19 protein-coding genes are annotated in these 19,115 nt (G+C 70.5%); 11 read left to right on the plus strand and 8 right to left on the minus strand.

Annotation, left to right across the window (positions count from 1 at the left end):
- Positions 1–138: 138 nt before the first annotated feature.
- The 6 genes from JUB11_RS03780 to JUB11_RS03805 all read right to left on the minus strand — a co-directional run bounded on the left by JUB11_RS03780 (position 139) and on the right by JUB11_RS03805 (position 6,502).
- Positions 139–1,314: an aminotransferase gene (locus tag JUB11_RS03780; protein WP_207456397.1), complete on the minus strand. Its 1,176-nt coding sequence runs from the start codon at positions 1,312–1,314 to the stop codon at positions 139–141.
- A 54-nt stretch (positions 1,315–1,368) separates the two neighbouring features.
- Complete coding sequence (locus JUB11_RS03785) at positions 1,369–1,671, minus strand: hypothetical protein (protein WP_207456261.1); 303 nt, start codon at positions 1,669–1,671, stop codon at positions 1,369–1,371.
- A 130-nt stretch (positions 1,672–1,801) separates the two neighbouring features.
- Complete coding sequence (locus tag JUB11_RS03790) at positions 1,802–1,993, minus strand: hypothetical protein (RefSeq protein WP_207456263.1); 192 nt, start codon at positions 1,991–1,993, stop codon at positions 1,802–1,804.
- A 98-nt stretch (positions 1,994–2,091) separates the two neighbouring features.
- Entirely contained in the window at positions 2,092–2,556 is a 465-nt protein-coding gene (locus JUB11_RS03795) for a hypothetical protein (RefSeq protein WP_247886813.1), read from the minus strand.
- 112 nt (positions 2,557–2,668) lie between these two features.
- Entirely contained in the window at positions 2,669–4,465 is a 1,797-nt protein-coding gene (locus tag JUB11_RS03800) for an SLC13 family permease (protein WP_207456264.1), read from the minus strand.
- A gap of 21 nt (positions 4,466–4,486) precedes the next feature.
- Positions 4,487–6,502 carry an AsmA family protein gene (locus JUB11_RS03805; RefSeq protein ID WP_207456265.1) on the minus strand — a complete coding sequence of 672 codons (2,016 nt, stop codon included), beginning with the start codon at positions 6,500–6,502 and terminating at the stop codon, positions 4,487–4,489.
- Between the two features lie 177 nt (positions 6,503–6,679).
- On the opposite strand from JUB11_RS03805, the gene JUB11_RS03810 reads away from it, so the two are divergent.
- From JUB11_RS03810 to JUB11_RS03820, 3 genes are read left to right on the plus strand one after another with little or no spacing between them, the layout of a single operon-like run.
- Positions 6,680–7,783: a hypothetical protein gene (locus JUB11_RS03810; protein ID WP_207456266.1), complete on the plus strand. Its 1,104-nt coding sequence runs from the start codon at positions 6,680–6,682 to the stop codon at positions 7,781–7,783.
- 2 nt (positions 7,784–7,785) lie between these two features.
- The gene (locus tag JUB11_RS03815) at positions 7,786–9,147 is read left to right on the plus strand and encodes a hypothetical protein (protein ID WP_207456402.1); all 1,362 of its coding nucleotides are present in this window, start codon (positions 7,786–7,788) and stop codon (positions 9,145–9,147) included.
- Positions 9,148–9,192: 45 nt separating this feature from the next.
- Positions 9,193–9,570, plus strand: a complete 378-nt coding sequence (locus tag JUB11_RS03820) for a hypothetical protein (RefSeq protein WP_207456267.1) — start codon at positions 9,193–9,195, stop codon at positions 9,568–9,570.
- A 38-nt stretch (positions 9,571–9,608) separates the two neighbouring features.
- Here JUB11_RS03820 and JUB11_RS03825 read toward each other — a convergent pair whose 3' ends face one another.
- Positions 9,609–10,403, minus strand: a complete 795-nt coding sequence (locus JUB11_RS03825; protein ID WP_207456268.1) for a hypothetical protein — start codon at positions 10,401–10,403, stop codon at positions 9,609–9,611.
- Positions 10,404–10,590: 187 nt separating this feature from the next.
- On the opposite strand from JUB11_RS03825, the gene JUB11_RS03830 reads away from it, so the two are divergent.
- The 5 genes from JUB11_RS03830 to JUB11_RS03850 all read left to right on the plus strand — a co-directional run bounded on the left by JUB11_RS03830 (position 10,591) and on the right by JUB11_RS03850 (position 15,335).
- Positions 10,591–11,439, plus strand: a complete 849-nt coding sequence (locus tag JUB11_RS03830) for a PIG-L family deacetylase (protein ID WP_207456269.1) — start codon at positions 10,591–10,593, stop codon at positions 11,437–11,439.
- A complete protein-coding gene (locus JUB11_RS03835) occupies positions 11,430–12,494 on the plus strand; it encodes a glycosyltransferase family 4 protein (RefSeq protein ID WP_207456271.1) in 1,065 nt (354 codons plus the stop codon). The genes JUB11_RS03830 and JUB11_RS03835 overlap by 10 nt, the downstream gene beginning before the upstream one ends.
- Positions 12,491–13,537: a GNAT family N-acetyltransferase gene (locus JUB11_RS03840; RefSeq protein WP_207456273.1), complete on the plus strand. Its 1,047-nt coding sequence runs from the start codon at positions 12,491–12,493 to the stop codon at positions 13,535–13,537. The genes JUB11_RS03835 and JUB11_RS03840 overlap by 4 nt, the downstream gene beginning before the upstream one ends.
- The gene (locus JUB11_RS03845; protein WP_207456275.1) at positions 13,534–14,070 is read left to right on the plus strand and encodes a GNAT family N-acetyltransferase; all 537 of its coding nucleotides are present in this window, start codon (positions 13,534–13,536) and stop codon (positions 14,068–14,070) included. Before JUB11_RS03840 ends, JUB11_RS03845 begins: the two co-directional genes overlap by 4 nt.
- An 89-nt stretch (positions 14,071–14,159) precedes the next feature.
- Positions 14,160–15,335, plus strand: a complete 1,176-nt coding sequence (locus tag JUB11_RS03850) for a helix-turn-helix domain-containing protein (protein WP_207456277.1) — start codon at positions 14,160–14,162, stop codon at positions 15,333–15,335.
- Positions 15,336–15,365: 30 nt separating this feature from the next.
- Here the strand turns inward: JUB11_RS03850 and JUB11_RS03855 are convergent, their stop codons facing one another.
- The gene (locus tag JUB11_RS03855) at positions 15,366–15,818 is read right to left on the minus strand and encodes an Rrf2 family transcriptional regulator (RefSeq protein ID WP_207456279.1); all 453 of its coding nucleotides are present in this window, start codon (positions 15,816–15,818) and stop codon (positions 15,366–15,368) included.
- A gap of 368 nt (positions 15,819–16,186) precedes the next feature.
- Between JUB11_RS03855 and JUB11_RS03860 the strand changes: the two genes are divergently transcribed.
- The 3 genes from JUB11_RS03860 to JUB11_RS03870 all read left to right on the plus strand — a co-directional run bounded on the left by JUB11_RS03860 (position 16,187) and on the right by JUB11_RS03870 (position 19,095).
- The gene (locus tag JUB11_RS03860) at positions 16,187–16,819 is read left to right on the plus strand and encodes an MBL fold metallo-hydrolase (RefSeq protein ID WP_207456281.1); all 633 of its coding nucleotides are present in this window, start codon (positions 16,187–16,189) and stop codon (positions 16,817–16,819) included.
- Positions 16,820–16,952: 133 nt separating this feature from the next.
- Positions 16,953–17,999 carry an AAA family ATPase gene (locus tag JUB11_RS03865; RefSeq protein WP_207456283.1) on the plus strand — a complete coding sequence of 349 codons (1,047 nt, stop codon included), beginning with the start codon at positions 16,953–16,955 and terminating at the stop codon, positions 17,997–17,999.
- Entirely contained in the window at positions 17,992–19,095 is a 1,104-nt protein-coding gene (locus JUB11_RS03870; protein WP_207456285.1) for a ParB/RepB/Spo0J family partition protein, read from the plus strand. The genes JUB11_RS03865 and JUB11_RS03870 overlap by 8 nt, the downstream gene beginning before the upstream one ends.
- Positions 19,096–19,115 lie beyond the last annotated feature (20 nt).

Consider the following 19,115-nt stretch of genomic DNA (forward strand, 5'->3'; position numbering starts at 1 on the left):
CGCACCCGCGCGGGAGCCTAAGACGTTGGGGCCGGAGTATGCCGAACGGACAGGCGTTCCGCCATGGATTTGCGGCGCGCCCGCATTGTTGGCGCGCCGCTGTGTCCGGAAGTCACAACCGCATGGCGGAGGACGCTTTCAGGCGGCCCCGAACCGGGCGCGCAGCCGCTCCACCGCCGCGTCCAGCACCTCGTCCTTCTTGGAGAAGCAGAAGCGGATGCAGTTCGTCGGCGCGTCCTCCACGAAGAAGGCGCTGACCGGAATGGCGGTGACGCCACCCTCCGCCGTCAGCCAGCGGCAGAAGGCCTGGTCGTCGCCCTCGAATCCGGCGCGCGCCGCGAAGGAGCGGATGTCGGCCACGACGAAATAGGTGGCGGCGGACGGCAGCACCTCGAAGCCGACCGCGCGCAGCCCGGCCGACAGCCGGTCGCGCTTGGCCTGGAGCCCGCCGGCCAGCGCCTCGAAGTAAGAGGTGTCCTTCGCCAGCCCGTAGGCCACCGCCGCCTGGAGGTTCGGCGGGGTGGTGAAGGTCAGGAACTGGTGAGCCTTGGCGACCGGCTGGAGCAGGGTGGGCGCTGCCGTCACGTAACCGACCTTCCAGCCGGTCAGCGAGAAGGTCTTGCCCGCCGAGCCGATCTTCAGGCAGCGCTCGCGCATGCCCGGCAGGGTCATCAGCGGGATGTGGGCGGCGCCGTCGAAGACCAGATGCTCGTACACCTCGTCGCAGACGGCGAAGGCGTCGAAGCGCTGGACATACTCCGCCACCAGCTCCAGCTCCGCGCGGGAGAAGGCCTTGGCCGCGGGGTTCAGCGGATCGTTGATGAGGACCAGCTTGGTGCGCGGCGAGAAGGCGGCCTCCAGCCCCTCGCGGGTGATGGTCCAATCCGGCGCCCGCAGGTTCACGAAGCGCGGCACGCCGCCGGCCCGCCGCACGATGGGCAGGTAGCTGTCGTACATCGGCTGGAAGAGGACCACCTCGTCGCCCGGCTCGATCAGCCCGAACAGGCATGCGGCCAGCGCCTCGGTCGCGCCGGAGGTGACCATGACCTCCGATTTCCAGTCCACCTCCAGCCCGTAGAAGCGCTTGGAATGGGCGGCCACCGCCTGGCGCAGATCCGGCGTGCCCATCATCGGCGGGTACTGGTTCCAGCCCTCCAGCAGCCCCTTGGCCGCAACCTCGAGCACGTCGGCGGGGCCGCGCTCGTCGGGAAAGCCCTGGCCGAGGTTGATCGCCTTGTGCTCGTCCGACAGGCGGGACATCACCTCGAAGATGGTCGTGCCGTAGCTTGACAGAACAGCGTTGCCGGACTTCACCGCAGCCTCCAGACCCGAAAGGGCCGACAGCATTGCCCCAGCCGGAGACCGCCGTCAACCGGCGGCGTCGGCCGCCGCCCTGCGTTTCGCCTTCTGGCGGCGGCGCAGGAACTGGAGCCCGCGCTCCGCCGGGGACAGCATGCGCGGGTAGCGCTTCTTCAAGCGGACGAAGAGACGGCGCGCGCTGGCGGAGTTGCGCAGCAGGATGACCCCGCCGACGAGCGCCAGCGGCAAGCCGCCTGGTCCCGGAAGGGGCGTGAGCAGGACGGAAAAGGCGATGATGGTCCAGCCCGTGCCGATCAGCGCGAGCTGGCGGATGCGGGGAAGGGACAGGCCGGTGACGCGGGACGGTGTCATATGGTCGGGTTTTTCCAGAAGTCTCCAGCGCATATGGGAGCGCCGCCCCCCGAAACCAGCATGTGCGGCACCACTCCCCTTTCGCGCAAGGGGTTCCGCAGGGGCCATGCGGTTTTCCCCGGACCCGGCGCTACGGAGTCCGGCCGGTGCCCTCCCCCTCCTCGCCTTCGAGCGCCTCGCCCGCCAGGGCGAGAATGTTGTCGAGCCGGATCACGAGTTCGTTCTCGCAAAGGGCCGAGCGGGCGGCGGCGGCCTCGTGGGTGATCCGGCGCAGGAGATCGGTCAGTTCCCGGACGCGTTCGGCTGGCGGAGAGTGGGGCATGGTGGCCTCCTGGCGTGCCTTGCCTCCCGTCAACCGCCGGACGGAATGGAAAGCACCACATCGCCCTCGCGGACCGGCCTTCCGACCGGGCGGCCGCCTTAATGCAGGGTCCGGGCGCCGCCGGCCGTGGGATCGGGGTCGAGCTGGAAGAGCACGGCGCTCAGTTCCGCCGGGGCCGGGGTCCATCCGAACTCCCGCTCCAGCGCGTGGTGCGCGTCGGACCGGCCCTCGCGGTCGGTCCCGCTCTGCAGCATCAGCCGGATCATGCGGTCGCGCATGCCCGCGTCGACATAGCCGGACTGGTCGAAATAGAGCTTGGTGAAGGCGACCTCGGCGATGCGCGGCGGCGTGCCGCGTTCGCCCACCAGCACGGCGGCGACCACATCGAGGCAGCGCCCGGCGAATCCCGGGATCGGCGCCGTGCCGTCGTCGGCGCGGTCGAACAGCCGGGCTGGCAGCTCCACGAGCCGCCCGGTGGTTTCCTTCACGAGGTAACGGCGCCAGACCGCCATCGTCGCCCCCTGCCCCTTTGCCCGCACGAACGCCGGACCGGTTCCGGACATGGGCTTGAGTGTACCGCATCCCGGATGGCCGCGAAACGGGCCAGCGTGCCGCAGCCCCTTCACAGTCCCTTGAGCGGTCCCCCGGTGCGTTTCGGCGGGGCAGGCCGCCATCCTAAAGCGGCGCCAGCGGCCAGAACAGGGCGATCGCCGCCGTGCCGAGGACGAGGACGATCAGCGAAAGGGGCGCGCCCAGCCGCCAGTAATCGCCGAAGCGGTAGCCGCCCGGTCCCATGACCAGCGTGTTGCACTGGTGGCCTATGGGGGTGAGGAAGTCGCAGCCGGCGCCCACCGCCACGGCCATCAGGAAGGCGTCGGGCCGCAGGCCGAGATGGGCGGCGAGGCTGGCCGCGATGGGGGCCATCACCAGCACCGTGGCGGCGTTGTTAAGGAAGGGTGTCACCGCCATGGCCGCCATCATCATCAGGGCGAGCGCCCCGACCGGCGGCAGCCCCTCCGCCACGTAGGACAGCCAGCCGGCGATCAGCTCGGTCCCGCCGGTGGTGCGCAGGGCCTCGCTGACGGGGATGAGCGAGCCGAGCAGCACGAGGATCGGCCAGTCGATGGCCTCGTAGGCCTCCTTGACCGAGAGGACGTTCAGCGCAGTCATCAGCACGGCGGCCCCGAAGAAGGCGACGGCGACGGGTACCAGCCCGGTCGCGATCAGGCCGATGGTGACCGCCATGATGCCCAGCGCCAGCCGGCGCTTCTCGGGCCGGCCGATGGCGACGCCGCGCTCGGCCAGCGGCAGGCAGCCGAGCTGCGTCAGCGTGTCGCTCAGCCCCTTGGCCGGCGCCTGGAGCACGACCAGGTCGCCGAACTGGAAGCGAACCCGGCGCAGCCGCTGGCGGATCGGCTTGCCCCGGCGGCTCAGCGCCAGAAGGTTGACGCCGTAGCGCTCGCGCAGGGCGCCGTCCTCCACCGTGCTGCCGACGAGCATGGAGCGCTGCTCCACCACCGCCTCCACCAGAACGGTGTCGTCGGCCTTGCGGCCCTTCTTCTCCTCCGGCTCCGGTTCTGGTCCGTGCTCGTGCACGAGCTGGAGCCCGGCGCGCTTGACCAGATTGGACAGCGCCTGGGTGTCGGCCTCCACCACGAGGATGTCGTCGGCCAGCAGGACCCAGTGGCTCGTCGGGACCAGGCGCCGGAAGTGGTCGCGGATGACGGTCGTGACCGTCACGTCGCCGTCGCTGCCGGCCTCGAGATCGGCGACGGTCCTCCCGACGAAGGGGGAGGAGGCGGGCACCAGCACCTCCGCCGTGTAGTCGGCGATGGAGAAGCTGGGCTGGGACGACGCCGCCTGCCGGCCGGTCGGCAGGAGCCGGTAGCCGAAGCCCAGGAAGACCAGCCCGGCCAGAGCGATGGTCAGCCCGACGGGCGTGAAGTCGAACATGCCGAAGGGATGGCCCACCAGCTCGTCCCGCATCCGCGACACGATGATGTTGGGTGAGGTGCCGACCAGCGTCATCAGCCCGCCGAGCAGCGATCCGAAGGCCATCGGCATCAGCAGGCTCGACACCGACGTGCCGGTCCGCCGCGCGACCTGGAGCGCGATGGGCATGAAGATGGCCAGCGCGCCGATGTTCTTCACGATGGCCGACAGGAAGGTGACGGCCCCGGTCAGGATGACGACCTGGGCCCAGGGCGTGGTCATGCGGGCGCTGAGCGGCCGCATGAGAGTTTCCACCACGCCGGACCGCCCCACGCCGGCGCTGACCACCAGGGCGGAGCCGACGATGATCACGATGTCGTCCGAGAAGCCCCGGAAGGCTTCGTTGGGCCGGACGATCCCCGTGGCGACCGATGCCAGCAGGGCGAGCAGCCCGACCAGGTCGTAGCGCAGGCGGTCGGTGATCAGCAATGCGATCACCGCGCCGATGATGCCGAACGCGAGAAGCTGGTCGACGATCATGCGGCGCGGCTGCCGGCTGCCTCAACGCGCGCTGCCCGACGGAGCCTCGCGGCCCTCCTCGCGCCCGCCGGATGAGCGGCCGGCCCCGCCTTGCTGGGCGGCGGGGGAGCGGGCGTTCTGGATGAGCTGTCCACAATGCGTCTCCTCGTCGGTGCCAGGGTCGATCAGCGGCAGGATGGCGGCCAGCGGGGTCAGGACGACCCCGAGAGCCACCGCCGCGGCGCCGCGCGCGACCGTTTCCGTGGCGTCCACCCCTATGTCGGGCGAGCCCAGGGTGCCGCGCACGAGGACCGGCACATGGGTCGCGAAGACCTGCGGCTCCTTGGAGCGGCCAAGAACGTCCAGGTTCAGGGCCTCGTTGCGCAGGTCGATGGTTCCCTCGCCGGTCACCAGCGTCTCCGGCGTGTCTAGCACCAGTGCCCTGGTGCGCACCACCCCGTTTTGGAGCGCGAGATCGGTGACGAGGCAGTTGAAGCGCATGGGCTCGTCCCCCGACAGGGCGACGCCCAGCGCCTCCACCACGTTGGTCTTCAGGCCCTTGACGGCCAGGCTGCTGATCCGCCCGCCGTCGACGGCGGCCCCGATCTTGCCGTCGGCCGAGGCGAGGAGCCCGGCCACCGTCTTGCCCTGCCCGGCGATCTGCACGCGCCCGGTGATGGTTCCGCCCATCTCCTGCGCGAAGGGCGTGTCCTTGAAGAACTGGGCGAGCTGGATGCGCCGGATCTCCAGGTTGGTGCGCAGGCCCGGCACCTCCGCGCGCCCGTCGAGCGTCGTCGTGCCGGCGATCCGCCCGCCGCCGATGCCGAGCGAGAGCGGATCGACGGTGAGGCGCCCGTTGTCGAGGACCATCCGGGTGTCCAGATCCTCCAGCGGGGCGAAGGGCGCCTCCACCCGCTGGCCCTTGAAGCGCACGTCCATGTCGGCGTTGCGCAGCTTCTCGACGTTGATCTCGGTCGCCGGGAGGATGCGCCCCTCCCGCTTGGTCTCGTAATCGTCCGGGCCGTTGGGCGAGGCGCCGACGAAACCCGCGAGATCCTGGGCGGCCAGCCGCTTGGAGGTCAGGTCACCGGTGATCTTCGGCCGCTCGCCGCCGATGTCCACCGCGACCGTGCCGGAAAGGTCGCTTTCGCCGACCCGCCCGTTCATGCCCTCGAACTTCCAGACGCTGCCCTGGCGGGTGAGGTGGCCGGACAGACCGTAGGGACGCGTCTGCGGCGTGGGGATGCCGAAGATCGGGAAGATCTCCGACAGGTCCTTGCCGGTCAGCTCGACCGAGAGGTCCACGCCTTCCAGCTTCACCGGCTCGGCGATGGAACCCTCGACCTTGCCGCGGGTCTCGCCGATGGCGGTTTCCACCTTCAGCGGGTAGGGCTTGGGGTCGTCGCGCAGATACTGGAGCGAGCCGCCCTCGATGTTGAGGGAGAAGGGCTTGCCCGCGAAATTGCCCTGGCCCGCGAGCTGGACCTGATCCTCGCCGTTGCCGCCGGTCGCGGTGTTGACGCCGCTGTCGATGTCGATGTCGCTGGTGGGATCGCGATAGCGCAGGCGCCCCTCGGCGACCACCAGCCGCTCGATGATCGGAATGTCGCCGCGGTTTTCCGGCTGGGCCGATTCCTGCGCCGCCTCCTTGCGGGGATCGGGGCCGCCGAAGGTCCAGTTGTTGGCGCCCTCCTCGTTCTTCTCCAGGACGAGCTTCGGCCCGGTGAAGCGCAGTTCCGGGAATTCGAAGTTGCCGCGCAGCAGGGGCCACAGCCGGAGCTGCGCGTCCAGCGCCCGCAGCTCCGCCATGTTCTTCTCGTCGCTCCAGTCCACGTTGGCGACGCGCACGCCCTCCACATGGATGCGGATCGGGTCGCCCCAGTCGATGGAGAGGTTGCCGTCGATCGCGACCTCGCGGTTCAGCGCGCCCGATGCCTGGCCGGCGATGAAGCCCCGAAGCTGGTTCGGGTCGAACAGCCCGACCGCCAGGCCGCCCGCGCCGACCAGCACGGAAAACACGCCAAGCAGGCCGGCGGCGATCCAACTCAAGACGGCCATCAATCATCCCCTTTTCTGCAATGCCAAGGATGAAACAGGCGGGGAGGCGGAATGGGACGCGTTAACGCCTTTGGGTCGCGCGGACGTGAAGGCGCGCAGAGAGAAAAATTTAACGCAATTTTTAGGGAACGGTCCTGTAATCGGAAACACCGGATCCGCAATGCTGGCTGGCCTTCCATGCGTTCGCTGACGAACTTCGCCCCCTCCACCTTCGAGGAACGCGGCGCCGCCGTGGCTTTCACGACGCCCGTGCTGTCCCAGACCCGGGTGCGCAAGAACCTGCACGAGGAGCTGGAGGTGCTGGTTTCCAACCTGTCGGAGGGGCGCGGGGTCTATGTCGTGCCCTGGAAGGCGCTGCCCATGGCCTTCCCGATGACGGCGCACGACCGCATGCTCCAGGACCTGATCGTCAAGGCCGAAGGCTGCTCGCCGGGCGACATCCGCACGGCGGTGCTGGAGGCCGCGCGCTGCGGCCTCGCCGGCCCGCTGGCGGTCGAGGCGGCGGAGGCCGCGCTGGGCGACGACGACGAGCAGCGGCTGCTCATCAACTTCCAGCTCATCGCCGAGGTGCTGAAGGCGGTCGGGCTGGAATCCTCGGAGTTCCTGCGCTGCGGCCTCGGCTCCGAGGAGGGGCAGAAGCTGACCCGCGAGCTGATGCTGAAAGGCGCCAAGAAGCTGTCCATCGAGCCGACGGAGCTGTACGCCCGCGTCGCCGAACTGGCGGCGCTCATGCAGCCCATCGGGCTGACCAGCTCGCCCAAGCCGGGGCGCCTGCGCCGCCTGATGCGGGAGCTGGCGAACTTCCGCGACAGCATGACGGAATGGACCGACGGCAACCCGTCGGAGGCGGCTCCCATCGGCGGCTTCTGCGCCGAGGTGGCCGAGCACACGCTGAACCACGCCCGCAACGTCGTCGGCCAGTTCGACCAGGCGATGGAGGCGTTCGAGACGCTGCTGCGTCAGTGGGACGCCAAGCGCACCGTCGTCCGGCGCGCCGCCACGCGGCTGTCCTGGCTGATGGACGGCTGGGAGTTCCTGATCGCCACCTGGGCCGAAGCACAGGGCAAGAGCCGCCATGAGCAGGACCTTGCGGTCCACGAGCTGTTCCGCGTCCTGCCCCTGCTGCCCCGCGCCGAATCCGCGTCCGACCAGGTGTCGGCGGCCGATCAGGTGATGGCGGCGAACCGGCGCTCGGTCCGCGCCTATGTGGACTGGCGCAGCGGGCAGCTCGACATGGACCTCGTCATGCGGATCGAATCCATAAAGACACGGGCGGCGTGATCATGGAAAGCCAGGCGCTTCTCGGGCTCGGTACCAAGCTTCTCGACATCGACGAGCAGCGTTTCCGGCAGGTGGTCGGGCTGCTGGAGCATATGGGCGACCATCCGGACGTCCAGAAGACCTTCTCGCTGATCCGCCCCCGGCTGGTCGAGCTGAAGCCGCGGCGCCGCCCGACGATGAAGCGCCTGTTCTGCGAACCCTTCGAGGACCTGTTCGAGCCCCTGGACCGGAGCGCGCCGGCCCCCCTCAAGACCATCGAGCGCGATGTCGTCAACGGGCTGTGGCCGCTGGTCGAGGCGCAGATCGGCAAGGAGCGGGTGAAGTCCTTTTCCGGCGCGTTGCGCCCCGTGGCGGAAGCGCCGGACGGGCCGGACATGGCTCTGGCCTTCTGGACCGAGGCGGGCGAGGCGGTAGCCCTGATCGCCGGCCAGTTCGAGGCGGGCCGTTTCGCGGAGGACCTGAAGCTCCGCCTCACCCCGGACCGGGTGCGCGCGGTCGGCGACATCGCACGCATCCTCTCGATCGCAGGCCCCGTGGCGGAGCTGAAGGCGGTGCTGGCGCCCCACCCCGTCGTCCGGCTGCACCAGGATCATCTGGCCGGCGTGCAGGAGATCGGGCGCAAGGTCGCCAGGTCCAGGCCCGAGGCCTTGAAGATTTTCATCCTGCTCGCCGCCGCGCGGCTGGCCGACCCGTCCCTGCTGCTGGGCGGCCTCTGGAACATGGAGCTGGGCCAGAAATCCGGCGACCGCGCGGCCCTGTTCCTGGAACTCAGCGGCACGGTCATCACCCAGATCGAGGAGCGCTCGCGCGTCATGAAGCAGGCGCCGCGGCAATCGGCCGACCGGCTGGCCGTCGCGGATCTGGCGGCTGGGCTCGTCGCCAGCCTGGAGGCCACGCGCTCGGCCATGGAGCAGAGCCGCAACAGCAGCTTCGACCAACGGCTCAAGGCCGTGCGCGGATCGGTGCACGAGATGGTGCGCAGCCAGATCCTGGAGGGCGCCACGGGCGACATTCTGGAGGCGCTCGAAGAGATGAGGGACGGCACGATGAACGGCGCCGCCCCGGCACAGGCCGCCGAGACCCGCGACCAGCTCCTGCGGGCGGAGAACCACGCCCGCGCGCTGCGCAAGTGTGCCACCATCGCCGACACGCTGGGCCTGCGCGGGGAGCTGAAGGCGGTCACGCAGAAGACGCTGAGCTCTCTGACCGACACCGCCCGCCAGCTTCTCGGGCGGGGCGCCGGTTCCGCAACACCCGCCTCGGGTTCCCGCGCCGGCTTCACCGCCGTCCGCATGATCGAGCTGATTGCCGGACCGGCGGAGGCCAACCAGATCATGAACGACGTCCTGAACGGCAAGCCCTGACCGGGAACTCCACCGGACGGCGACGGAACCGAGGGGCGGAGAGGCATGAAACGGGGCTATGTCGGCTGGGAACTGCCGCGGGACGATCGGGCGCGTCTGCTTGCCGCCATACCGCCCGCCTACCCGCGCATCATCGCGCATCACGTGACGCTCGCCTTCGGGGTCGGGCCGGACCATCCCCTGCCGAAGGAGAAGGCGGGCGAGATCGTCGGCGTCGCCGATGACAGCCTGGGCCTGCAGGCGCTGGTCGTCGCCATCGGCGGCCGGACGGACCGCCCCGGCGGGGGAACCTACCACGTCACCTGGTCTCTCGGCCCCGGCCGCCGGCCGGTCGAATCCAACGACCTCCTCCGGGACCGCGGCTGGACCGTGCGGCCTCCCGTTCCCGTGGCCCTGCTGCCGCGCTTCTTTCCGATCCGGTAGTCCGGCCTTTTCCGCCGCCTCGGCCGGGGCCCCCGCCCCTACGGCCCGACGCGGCGCTCCAGTTCCGGCCGGTGGTTGGCCCAGTTCTCGGCGACCCATTCGGACGCCGGGCGGTCGTAATAGTTCCAGGGCAGATCGCGGCTGTTGAGCCCGACGAAATGCGCGCCGGCGCGTCCCAGGATCGGGCGCTTGGGCCAGAGCGGCGAGCAGATGGACACCTCGGCGGTGGAGACTACATGCGCCGGCCGGCCGAGGTCGAGGGCGACGACCTGAAGCCCCTGCTCGTCGAGTTCCGAGGTCAGGGGTGCCGCATGCGTCTCCAGCACCGTGAGGAGGGCCCTCTCAAGGTCATGGCCGGGCGGCAGGCCGCGGATGCCGGCGTTGCGCGGATCCGGCCGGGTCATGCCGGTGAAGGCTCCGTGCGCCAGCTCCACATCGGCGGCGATCAGGCAGCGCGGCTCGGATTCCTCAAGCCAGGCGGCCATGGCGCCCGGCATGTCCCAGAGGATGCAGTCATTGTCGAGGGAGACCTCGTAGCGGTCGGGGAAGCAGCGCGGGGGCGCGAACTTCCAGGCGACGCCTTCCGCCATGCCGTCGTCGAACCAGCGGCGCAGCCTGTCCGGAAAGCCGCCGGCGGCGCGCCACTCCACCCCGTCCGGAACGGAGCCCGTGCGCGCCCGCGCCTCCTCCAGCGACAGGGAGTTCACGACGACGGCGTAGGCGGCGTCCTCGCCGAACAGCCGGCGCGCGCCCCGGATGGACAGGCGCAGCGCCTCGAATCCCAGAGGGCTGACGTCCCCGATGGTCCATCGCACCCCGACACGCCGCTTCATGCACCGACCTCTCCGTCCGGAACGAACCCCGGATAAGACGGCGCGTCCGCGACGCGGGGCAACCGCCTCTTTGGAAGCTGTCCCATTTGGGATGAAGCCCGCGCACGTACCGCCTCTGCGTCCCGCAACTCTGGCCGGGGTCCCCTGTTCCGACCATTCGCCTTCTGGTTTCCATGATCGGAACGACATGCCGGACACACACGCGATTGCCGCCGCGAACGCCGCGATCCCCTCGCTGCTGACGGACAGTGCCGAGCGCGCCATGGTCGTCGTCGCCCATCCCGACGACGAAACCATCGGGGCCGGGGCGCGGATCGGACGCTTCAGGGAGGCGCTGGTCGTCCATGTGACGGACGGCGCGCCGCGTTCGGGCGCCGACGCGCGCAACGCCGGCTGCGCCACCTGGCAGGACTATGCGGCCCTGCGCCGCCGCGAACTGGAAGCGGCCGTGGCGCTGGCGGGCCTGCCCGCCGGCCGGTTGCTGGAATTGGGATATCCGGACCAGGGCGCCTCCCTGGACATGACCGCGCCGGCGCGGCGGATCGCCGCCCTGATCAAGGAGCACCGGCCTCACCGGCTGCTGACCCAGCCTTACGAGGGCGGGCACCCCGACCACGACGCGACCGCCTTCGCCGCGCACGCCGCCCTGGCGCTGCTCCGCCGCGAGGGGCACCCGCTGCCCGCCGTGGAGGAGATGGCCTCCTACCAGGACGGGGACGGCGACGGGGTGACCAGCTTCCAGGAGTTCCTGCCGCTGCCGGGCCAGCCAGTCCGCACGGTCCGCCTCGACGGGACGGAGCGCGCGCTCAAGCGGCGGATGCTCGACGCCCATGCGAGTCAGGCGGCGACGCTGTCGCCCTTCCGCGACGACGTCGAGCGTTACCGTGACGCGCCTCTTTACGACTTCACCCGCACGCCGCACGCGGGATTGCTGAACTATGAGCGTTTCGACTGGGGCATGACGGGGGAGCGTTGGCGCGGGCTGGCCTCCGACGCGCTCGCCGCGCTGGGGCTGGAGGACACGGCATGGCGCTGACGGTGCTGAGCGTCGCCTACCCCTTCGCCCCGGTCATGCCGGACTCCGTCGGCGGCGCCGAACAGGTGCTGGGAATCCTCGACCGCGCCCTGACGGCGGCGGGGCACCGGTCCCTGGTGATCGCCTGCGAGGGGTCGCGCGTCGCGGGCAGGCTGCTGCCCGTTCCGGCCGTGCGGGGCCGCATCGACGATGCCGTCCGCACGGCGGGGCATGCCGTCGTCCGCCGCGCGGTGCGCGAGGCGCTGGCGTGCCATCCCGTGGACATCGTCCATCTGCACGGCATCGATTTCCACGCCTACCTGCCGCAGCCCAGCGTGCCCAGCCTGGTGACGCTGCACCTGCCGCCGGGCTGGTACCCGCCGGAGGTTTTCGCGGCGGCGCGCCCCAACATGCACATGGTCTGCGTATCGGCCTCGCAGGAGCGCGCCTGCCCGCCGGGCACCCGGCTCCTCCCCCACATCGGCAACGGGGTGGAGTTGGAGCGGCTGTCCGGGAGGGTCTCCAAGCGGAACTTCGCCCTGGCGCTCGGGCGGCTGTGCCCGGAAAAGGGGTTCCACCACGCGCTGGACGCCGCCCGGCTCGCCGGCATCCCGCTGCTGATCGGCGGGCAGGTCTTCCCCTACGAGGCGCACGAGCGCTATTTCGCGGAAGAGATCCGGCCCCGGCTGGGCGGCGGGAGCCGCTTCCTCGGCCCGGTCGGCGGGGCGCGCAAGCGCCGGCTGATCGCCGCCGCGCGCTGCCTGCTGGTGCCGAGCTTGGCACCGGAGACCAGTTCGCTGGTCGCCATGGAGGCAATGGCCGCCGGCACGCCGGTGGTCGCCTTCCGCAGCGGCGCGCTGGCGGAGATCGTGGAGCCGGGCGTCACCGGATTCCTCGTGGAGCCCGGCGACGGCGCCGCCATGGCCGGGGCGATCGGGGCCGCCGGGCGGCTCGATCCCGAGGCCTGCCGGGCCGCGGCACGGTTGCGCTTCTCGGCACAGCGCATGGCCGGCCGTTACCTGGACCTCTACGAGCGGCTTGCCCGGCGCGCGGACCTGAAGGCGGGGGCGGCATGACCCGGGCCTCCGTCGAACGGCACAGCACGCCATCCGCCCTCCCGCCACTGGAGGCGGCCGGCCTGAGGATCGCCGCGGCCCGGACCCTGCCGGCGCTCGAGGCGCTGGCCCCCGCCTGGGCCGCCCTGTGGCGGCGCGTGCCGGACGCGACCCCGTTCCAGCATCCGGCTTGGCTGATCCCGTGGTGGCGCGCCTTCGCCCATGGAGAGCTGTGGGTGCTGGCGCTGCACAGGGGCGGCCGGCTTGCCGGCGTGCTGCCCTTGTACCGGGAGCTGGACGGCAAGCTCCTGCCGCTGGGCATAGGCGTCACGGACTGGCTCGACCCGCTGGTGGAGGAGGAGCTGCCGCTCGCCCCGGTGATCGCCGCCCTGCCCTCCCTCACCGGCTGCGGGCGGGTGGAGTTCCCCGGCCTGTCCGACTGGTCGCGGCTGCGCGCCATGCCGGCGCCACCCGGCGCGCGGGAGGAGGGAGGCGTGGAGGACGTCTGCCCCACCCTGCCCCTTTCCGCCGGGGCAGCGGGGCTGGAGGACGCGATCCCGCCGAAGCAAGTCCGCAACCTGCGCCACACGCGCAGCCGTGCGCTCCGCGCGGGGGCGCTGGAGGTGGAGGCCGCCACGGCGGAGACCGCCCCAGCCCTGCTGGAGGAGCTGTTCCGCCTGCACGCCCTGCGCTGGGAGGAGCGGGGCGAACCGGGCGTGCTGGCGGATCCGGCGGTCCGCGCCTTCCATCGGGACACGGTGACGGCACTGGCCGGGGCCGGGCTGCTGCGGATGTACGGCCTGCGCATCGGCGGGCGGATCGCCGCCGTCCATTACGGCCTCGGCGACGGACGGTGCGCCTATTACTACCTCGGCGGCTTCGACCCGGAACTGGCACCACTCGGCCCCGGCGTGCTGGCCGTCGGCCACGCCATCGCGGAAGCGCTGCGCGAAGGCGCCCGCGAGTTCGATTTCCTGCGCGGGCGCGAGGCCTACAAGTACAAATGGGGCGCCCTGGACCGGCCGAGCTGGGCGCGCCGCTTCTCGTTGGACATTGAGCCATGACCGCACCCGGCACCGATCGCGCCCTTCTCGGCCGCGCCACCCTTTCGGTGGAGATGGTCATCCGCCTCTGCGAGGAGGGGGATTTGCCTGCGCTGGAATGGATGGGACTGTACAGCCGTGACCGCGCCATCATCCACGGCGCCTTCGAGGCGCAATGCCGCGGCGACGGGCTGATGCTGCTGGGGCTAACCGGCGGATTCCCGGTTGGGCAGGTGTGGATCGATTTCGAGCGCGGGAAGGAGGAGACCGTCGCCTATCTCTGGGCGGTGCGCAGCTTCTACCCGCTGCACGGCATCGGCATCGGCCGTCATCTGATGACCGCCGCCGAAGCGCTGCTGCGCGAACGCGGCATCCACCGCGCCGAACTCGGCGTCGAGCGCTCCAACGAGGCGGCGCTACGCTTCTACGAGCGGCTGGGCTGGCGCGTGGCCGGCGAACTGACGGAGACGAACCGCGTCACGGCGGCGGACGGAACGCTGGTCGAGGAGACCCTCGACCAGTGGCTGATGGCGAAGGATCTGGGGAAGGCCTGACGTCCCGAACCGCGCGTATTCTTGCGGCAGCGGCGGGCCAGGACGCGTGGGGCAAGAGCCGGCTGGAAGAAAAGCACGGCTTCGGTATCATGCCGGCCGAACGCGTTCTTACCGGCCAGGCCATGCAATCGCCCTCCTCCCGTCTTCTCTCCGCCCTGCTGGAAGCCGAACGCGCGCTCGGGCGCTTGGCCGAGGCGATGCAGGATCCCGTGCGGCGCGGTCGGCTCTGGGCGGACGCCGCGCGGCGTGACGCCTGCGCCGCGGCACGGTTGGACGGCGTGGCGGTGGACCCCACGGATTTCCTGATCGCCACGGTCAGCCCGGACCTCGTCCCGCACGCCGGGCGGGGGACCGCGCAGTCGGTCCGCTCGCTGTGGCAGGGGGCGCTCTTCACGCAGGGGCGCCTGGCGGCACCGGCCCGGCGCATGTCCCGCCCTTCCCCGCCGCGTTCCGGCGGCGCCGCGGCCGATGCCTGGCGCGCGGTGGCGGAACTGGAAGCCGACATGGCCGATCTGAGCCGTTTCGACCGTGAGGAGGACACGTTCGACGGAGTTCCCTCCGAGGGAATGGATGCCGAGGCACCGGCCCCCTGGTCGCTCGGCTGGCTGGAATCCCTCTGGCGCTGCCTTCAGGCGGAGATCTCGGGGCGCGATCCGGGGCGGCTGGTCTTCTCGGCGGAGCGCGAGACCGAGGCGAGCGCCCTGCTCGCCCGCATCGAGGCCGCCGGGGAAGAGCCGGCGATGCTCGGCGCGGTCGGCATGCTGGCCGGCCTGCTCCGCCCGGCGCCCGATTTGCGGACGCCCGGTTGGGCGGTCGCGCCGGCCCGCCTCATGGCGGCGCTGGCCGTCGGGCGGAACTGCCGGGCTTCCAACGTCTGGCTGCCCATGGCCGCGGCGCTCCAGACCGACCGCACGACGGCCCAGATCGCCGCGCGCGGCCGGGACGAGGACTGGCGCGTCTGGCTGGCGGAGATGGTGGCGGAGGCCGCCCGCCGGGAGCGCCAGCGCGCCGCGGCGCTGGACCAGGCCGCCGAGACCTGGCGGCGGCGCGTGGGATTGCGCCGGCGCAACTCCCGCCTGCCCGAGGTCATGGACGGGCTGTTCGAGGAGCCGGCCTTCACGGTGCGCCACATCCAGAAGCGGCTCGGCACCACCTTCCGTGGCGCGCAACTCCTGGTCGATGAGCTGGAAGAGGCGGCAATCGTCCGCGAGGTCACCAACCGCGCCCTCGACCGCGTCTTCGTGGCCGTCGACCTGATGCCCTGATCATCGAATGGAGAGCGGGCCGCCCTGCCCTCAGATGTCGAAGTTCATCGGGAGGCTGCCGGTCGCCTGCCGATGCCGGAGCGCGTCGGCCAGCGAGCAGTTGTCCAGCACGGAGGCCGTGGCGTCGCGCACCTGGATCATCAGCCAGCGCACCGAACAGGTTTCCGGGTCGATGCAGTCGTCGCAGGGCCGGAAGGAATTCTTGCTGGCGCAGGGGATCGGCGCCAGGTGACCGTCCACGAGGCGGATCACCTCTCCGAAGGAAATGTCAGCCGCTGCTCGGGCCAGCCGGTAGCCGCCGCTCTTGCCCCGCTTGGCGAAGAGCAGCCCGTGCTTGCGCAGTTCCACCAGAATGGCTTCCAGGAACTTCCGCGGAATGTTCTCCCGTTCGGCGATGTCGGCGATCAGGACCAGTTCCATGTCCGACCGTTCGGCGAGCATGATGAGGGCCCGCAGGGCGTATTTTGCTTTCTGCGACAGCATTGCGGCGGAACTCGATCCTTCAGGCGGCGGTCCGAGCCCCTGCGCGCGGCCCTTGCGGGTTCCGCGGCAGGGAGGCTCGGACGGTGAACGCCGCGTGCGGCATCGACGGGCGGTTCGGCGCGAGCACCATCGGCATCACTTGCATCGGCGGCATCGCGGTCGCAGAACCGTAGGCGGCGTTCGGTATCATCGATATGGGGAAGGCAGCCGAAAAACGGCGCGGAGATTGGGTTTTCCCTTATGGGGCTGCATCGACCATAGCGTGTTTCCCGCCGGGATGCGAGCGCGGATCCGCGCCATCCCGGTTGCTCCGTTTCGGGCTGGCGCGTAACCTCCGGCCCGGACATGTCTCTTGATGAGGGCAGCACATGCAGTACGCCATCGTTCCCGTCACGCCGTTCCAGCAGAACTGCACGGTCCTGTGGTGTCCCGAAACCATGAAGGGCGCCGCCGTGGATCCGGGCGGGGACCTGGACCGCGTGCTGCGGACCGTGGAGGCGAAGGGCGTCACGCTGGAAAAGATCCTCGTGACCCACGGTCATCTGGACCATGTCGGCGGCGTCGCCGAGTTGTCGGAAAAATTCAGCCTGCCCATCGAAGGTCCGCAGCTTGAGGACAAGTTCTGGATCGACGGCATGCCCATGCAGGCGGAGATGTTCGGGTTCCCGCCGACCCGCTCCTTCACGCCGGACCGCTGGCTCGAGGAGGGGGACACGGTGACCGTCGGCAACCAGACCCTGAATGTCTATTTCTGCCCCGGTCACACGCCCGGCCACATCGTCTTCATCCACGAGCCAAGCAAGCTGGCGGTCGTGGGCGATGTGCTGTTCCAAGGCTCCGTCGGCCGCACCGACTTCCCCAAGGGGGACCACGCCACGCTTATCCGCTCCATCAACGAGAAGCTCCTTCCACTCGGCGACGAATACGCCTTCATCCCCGGGCATGGGCCGATGTCCACCTTCGGCGAGGAACGCCTCTACAACCCCTTCCTGAACGAGTAGGGCCGGCATTCTGGAGAACCGGGCAGGGTTGCGCCGGCGCAACTCTCCCCTGCCCCACGCTTTCGGGTAGCTTCAACCGGGTTGACGGTACCGTCAACCGGCGGCATGCTGCCCGAAAGCGATTGGAGTTCCCATGCCCGAAACCTTGTCCGGCGCGGAGCTGCGCCAGATGCGCGAAGCCCGCAACCTCGACCAGCAGGCCTTCGCGGACCTGCTCAACGACGCCCTAGACCGGAAATACGACAAGGCCAAGATCAGCCGCTGGGAGACCGGGGCGGAACGGGTGCCGCAACTCGTGGCGCAGCATCTCAAGGCGACGGGCGGCAACCCCACGGCGATCCCATCCGTCAAGGCCGGGCCGGCGCTGGTCATGGCCGTGATCAACCAGAAGGGCGGCGTCGCGAAGACCGTCAGCGTGGTCAACATCGCCCACCTGCTGGCGGAGGCCGGCAAGCGCGTCCTCGTCATCGACTGCGACGCGCAGGGCAGCGCCACCATCCATCTCGGGATCTATCCGGCCGACCGCGATGCCGAAAAGCTGACGCTGAACCATGTGCTGTTCCACCGGGCCGCGATCGACCAGGTGATCATGAGCGTGTGCGACGGCACCATCGACCTGCTGCCCTCCAGCATCTCGCTCGCCCGCGCCGACAGCGAGATCAACCACCGCCCGAACGGCGCCCTGATCCTGCGCGCCAAGATCCAGGAGGTGAAGGAGCGCTACGACTTCATCCTGCTGGACTGCCCGCCGCACCTCAGCCAGATCACGGTGTCCGCGCTGAACGCGTCCGACCTTGTCCTCATCCCCAGTCAGACGGAAACCCTGTCGCTGATGGGCATCCCGCTTCTGCTGGAGACGCTGGCCGATGTGCAGGCGCTGGTCAATCCGGCCCTGCGCGTGCTCGGCATCCTGCCCACACTCTACGACGCGCGGCGCACGCAGGACCGCGAGCGCCTCACCGACCTGGAGGAGATGGGCCGCCAGAACGGCTTCCGCGTCTTCCCGCCGGTCAGCCGCAGTGTGATCTACCCGAAGGGCGTCAACGACGGCCGGCCCGCGCTTGCCATCGACCCGAAGGCCGCCGGTGCCGAAAGCTACCAGGCCGTGGCCGATGCGCTGGTCGATCTCTGCGACGCCCAGCGCTCCGACCTGAAGGCGAAGGAGTCCACCCATGCCTAAGCCCAAGGGCATCATGGCGGCCAACATGCTGAGCCGCGCCACCCGCTCGACCGCCGGCCTCGTGGCGACGAATGCCCCGCCCCAGGCCCAGCCAGCCGCCGCCATGAGCGTTCCGGCCACCATCGCCCCGACCGGGGTTGAGCTGAAGCTGCGCGTGCTGTCGCTCGACCTGATCGAGCCGAACCCCGCCCAGCCGCGCCGCATCCTCGACGAGGCTGGCGAACTGCTCGACCCGGCGGCAATGGACGAGCTGGTGCAGTCCATCCGGCGCTACGGCGTGCTCCAGCCCATCCTCGTCCGGTCCATTCCCGGCGACCGCTACATGATCGTCGGCGGCGAGCGCCGCTGGCGCGCGTCGCGCCTCGCCGGAAAGAGCCACATCCCCGCAGCCATCACCGATGGCGATGATCCGGCGCTGCTGTCCCTGCTGGAGAACATTCAGCGCGAGGATCTGGGCGTCTTGGAGCTGGCCGATTACCTGCGGCGGCTGAAGGAGGAGAGGGGGCTCAGCCAGGACGAACTGGCCGAGCTGCTGGGCAAGTCGAAGACCTATGTCAGCCGCATGCTGGCGATCCTTGATTTGCCGGACGCCATCACTCGGGAGCTGTCCGAACACCGCGACCGGCTGTCCGCCAAGCTGCTGACGGAGATCGTCGAGGCGGACGGGGAGGGCACCCGGCTGGCGCTCTGGGAACAGGCCAAGCAGGGGGCCAGCGCCAACGTGCTGCGCCAGATCAAGGCCCTGCCCGACCCGATCCTGGCCGAGCTTCCGGACTTCCAAGGCCGCGTGAAGCTTGCGCAGGTGGTGGCGCTGATCCGCGCCGACGGCGAGGAGCGGCAGCTCGCGCTGTGGGAAGAAATGAAGGCCCAGGCGGGCACCGCCGGCCCAGCCCGCGCATCGGCCGGGCAGGGCGAGCCGGCCGCCGCACCGCGCTTCATCACCCAGCTCTCCCGCATCGCCAAGGCCGCCGACCTCTTCCGCAGGTCGGAGCAGACTCTGACCGACGGGCAGATCGGCGAGCTGGAAGCCGCCCGTGATGCCATCGAGGAGGCCATCCGGGCCGCCAAGTTGCGCCGGCGCAACCAGCCGGACTGACTGGAGAGGGCCGAAGCCTC

The organism is Azospirillum sp. SYSU D00513 (assembly GCF_017356015.1).
Classification (GTDB): Bacteria; Pseudomonadota; Alphaproteobacteria; order Azospirillales; family Azospirillaceae; genus Azospirillum.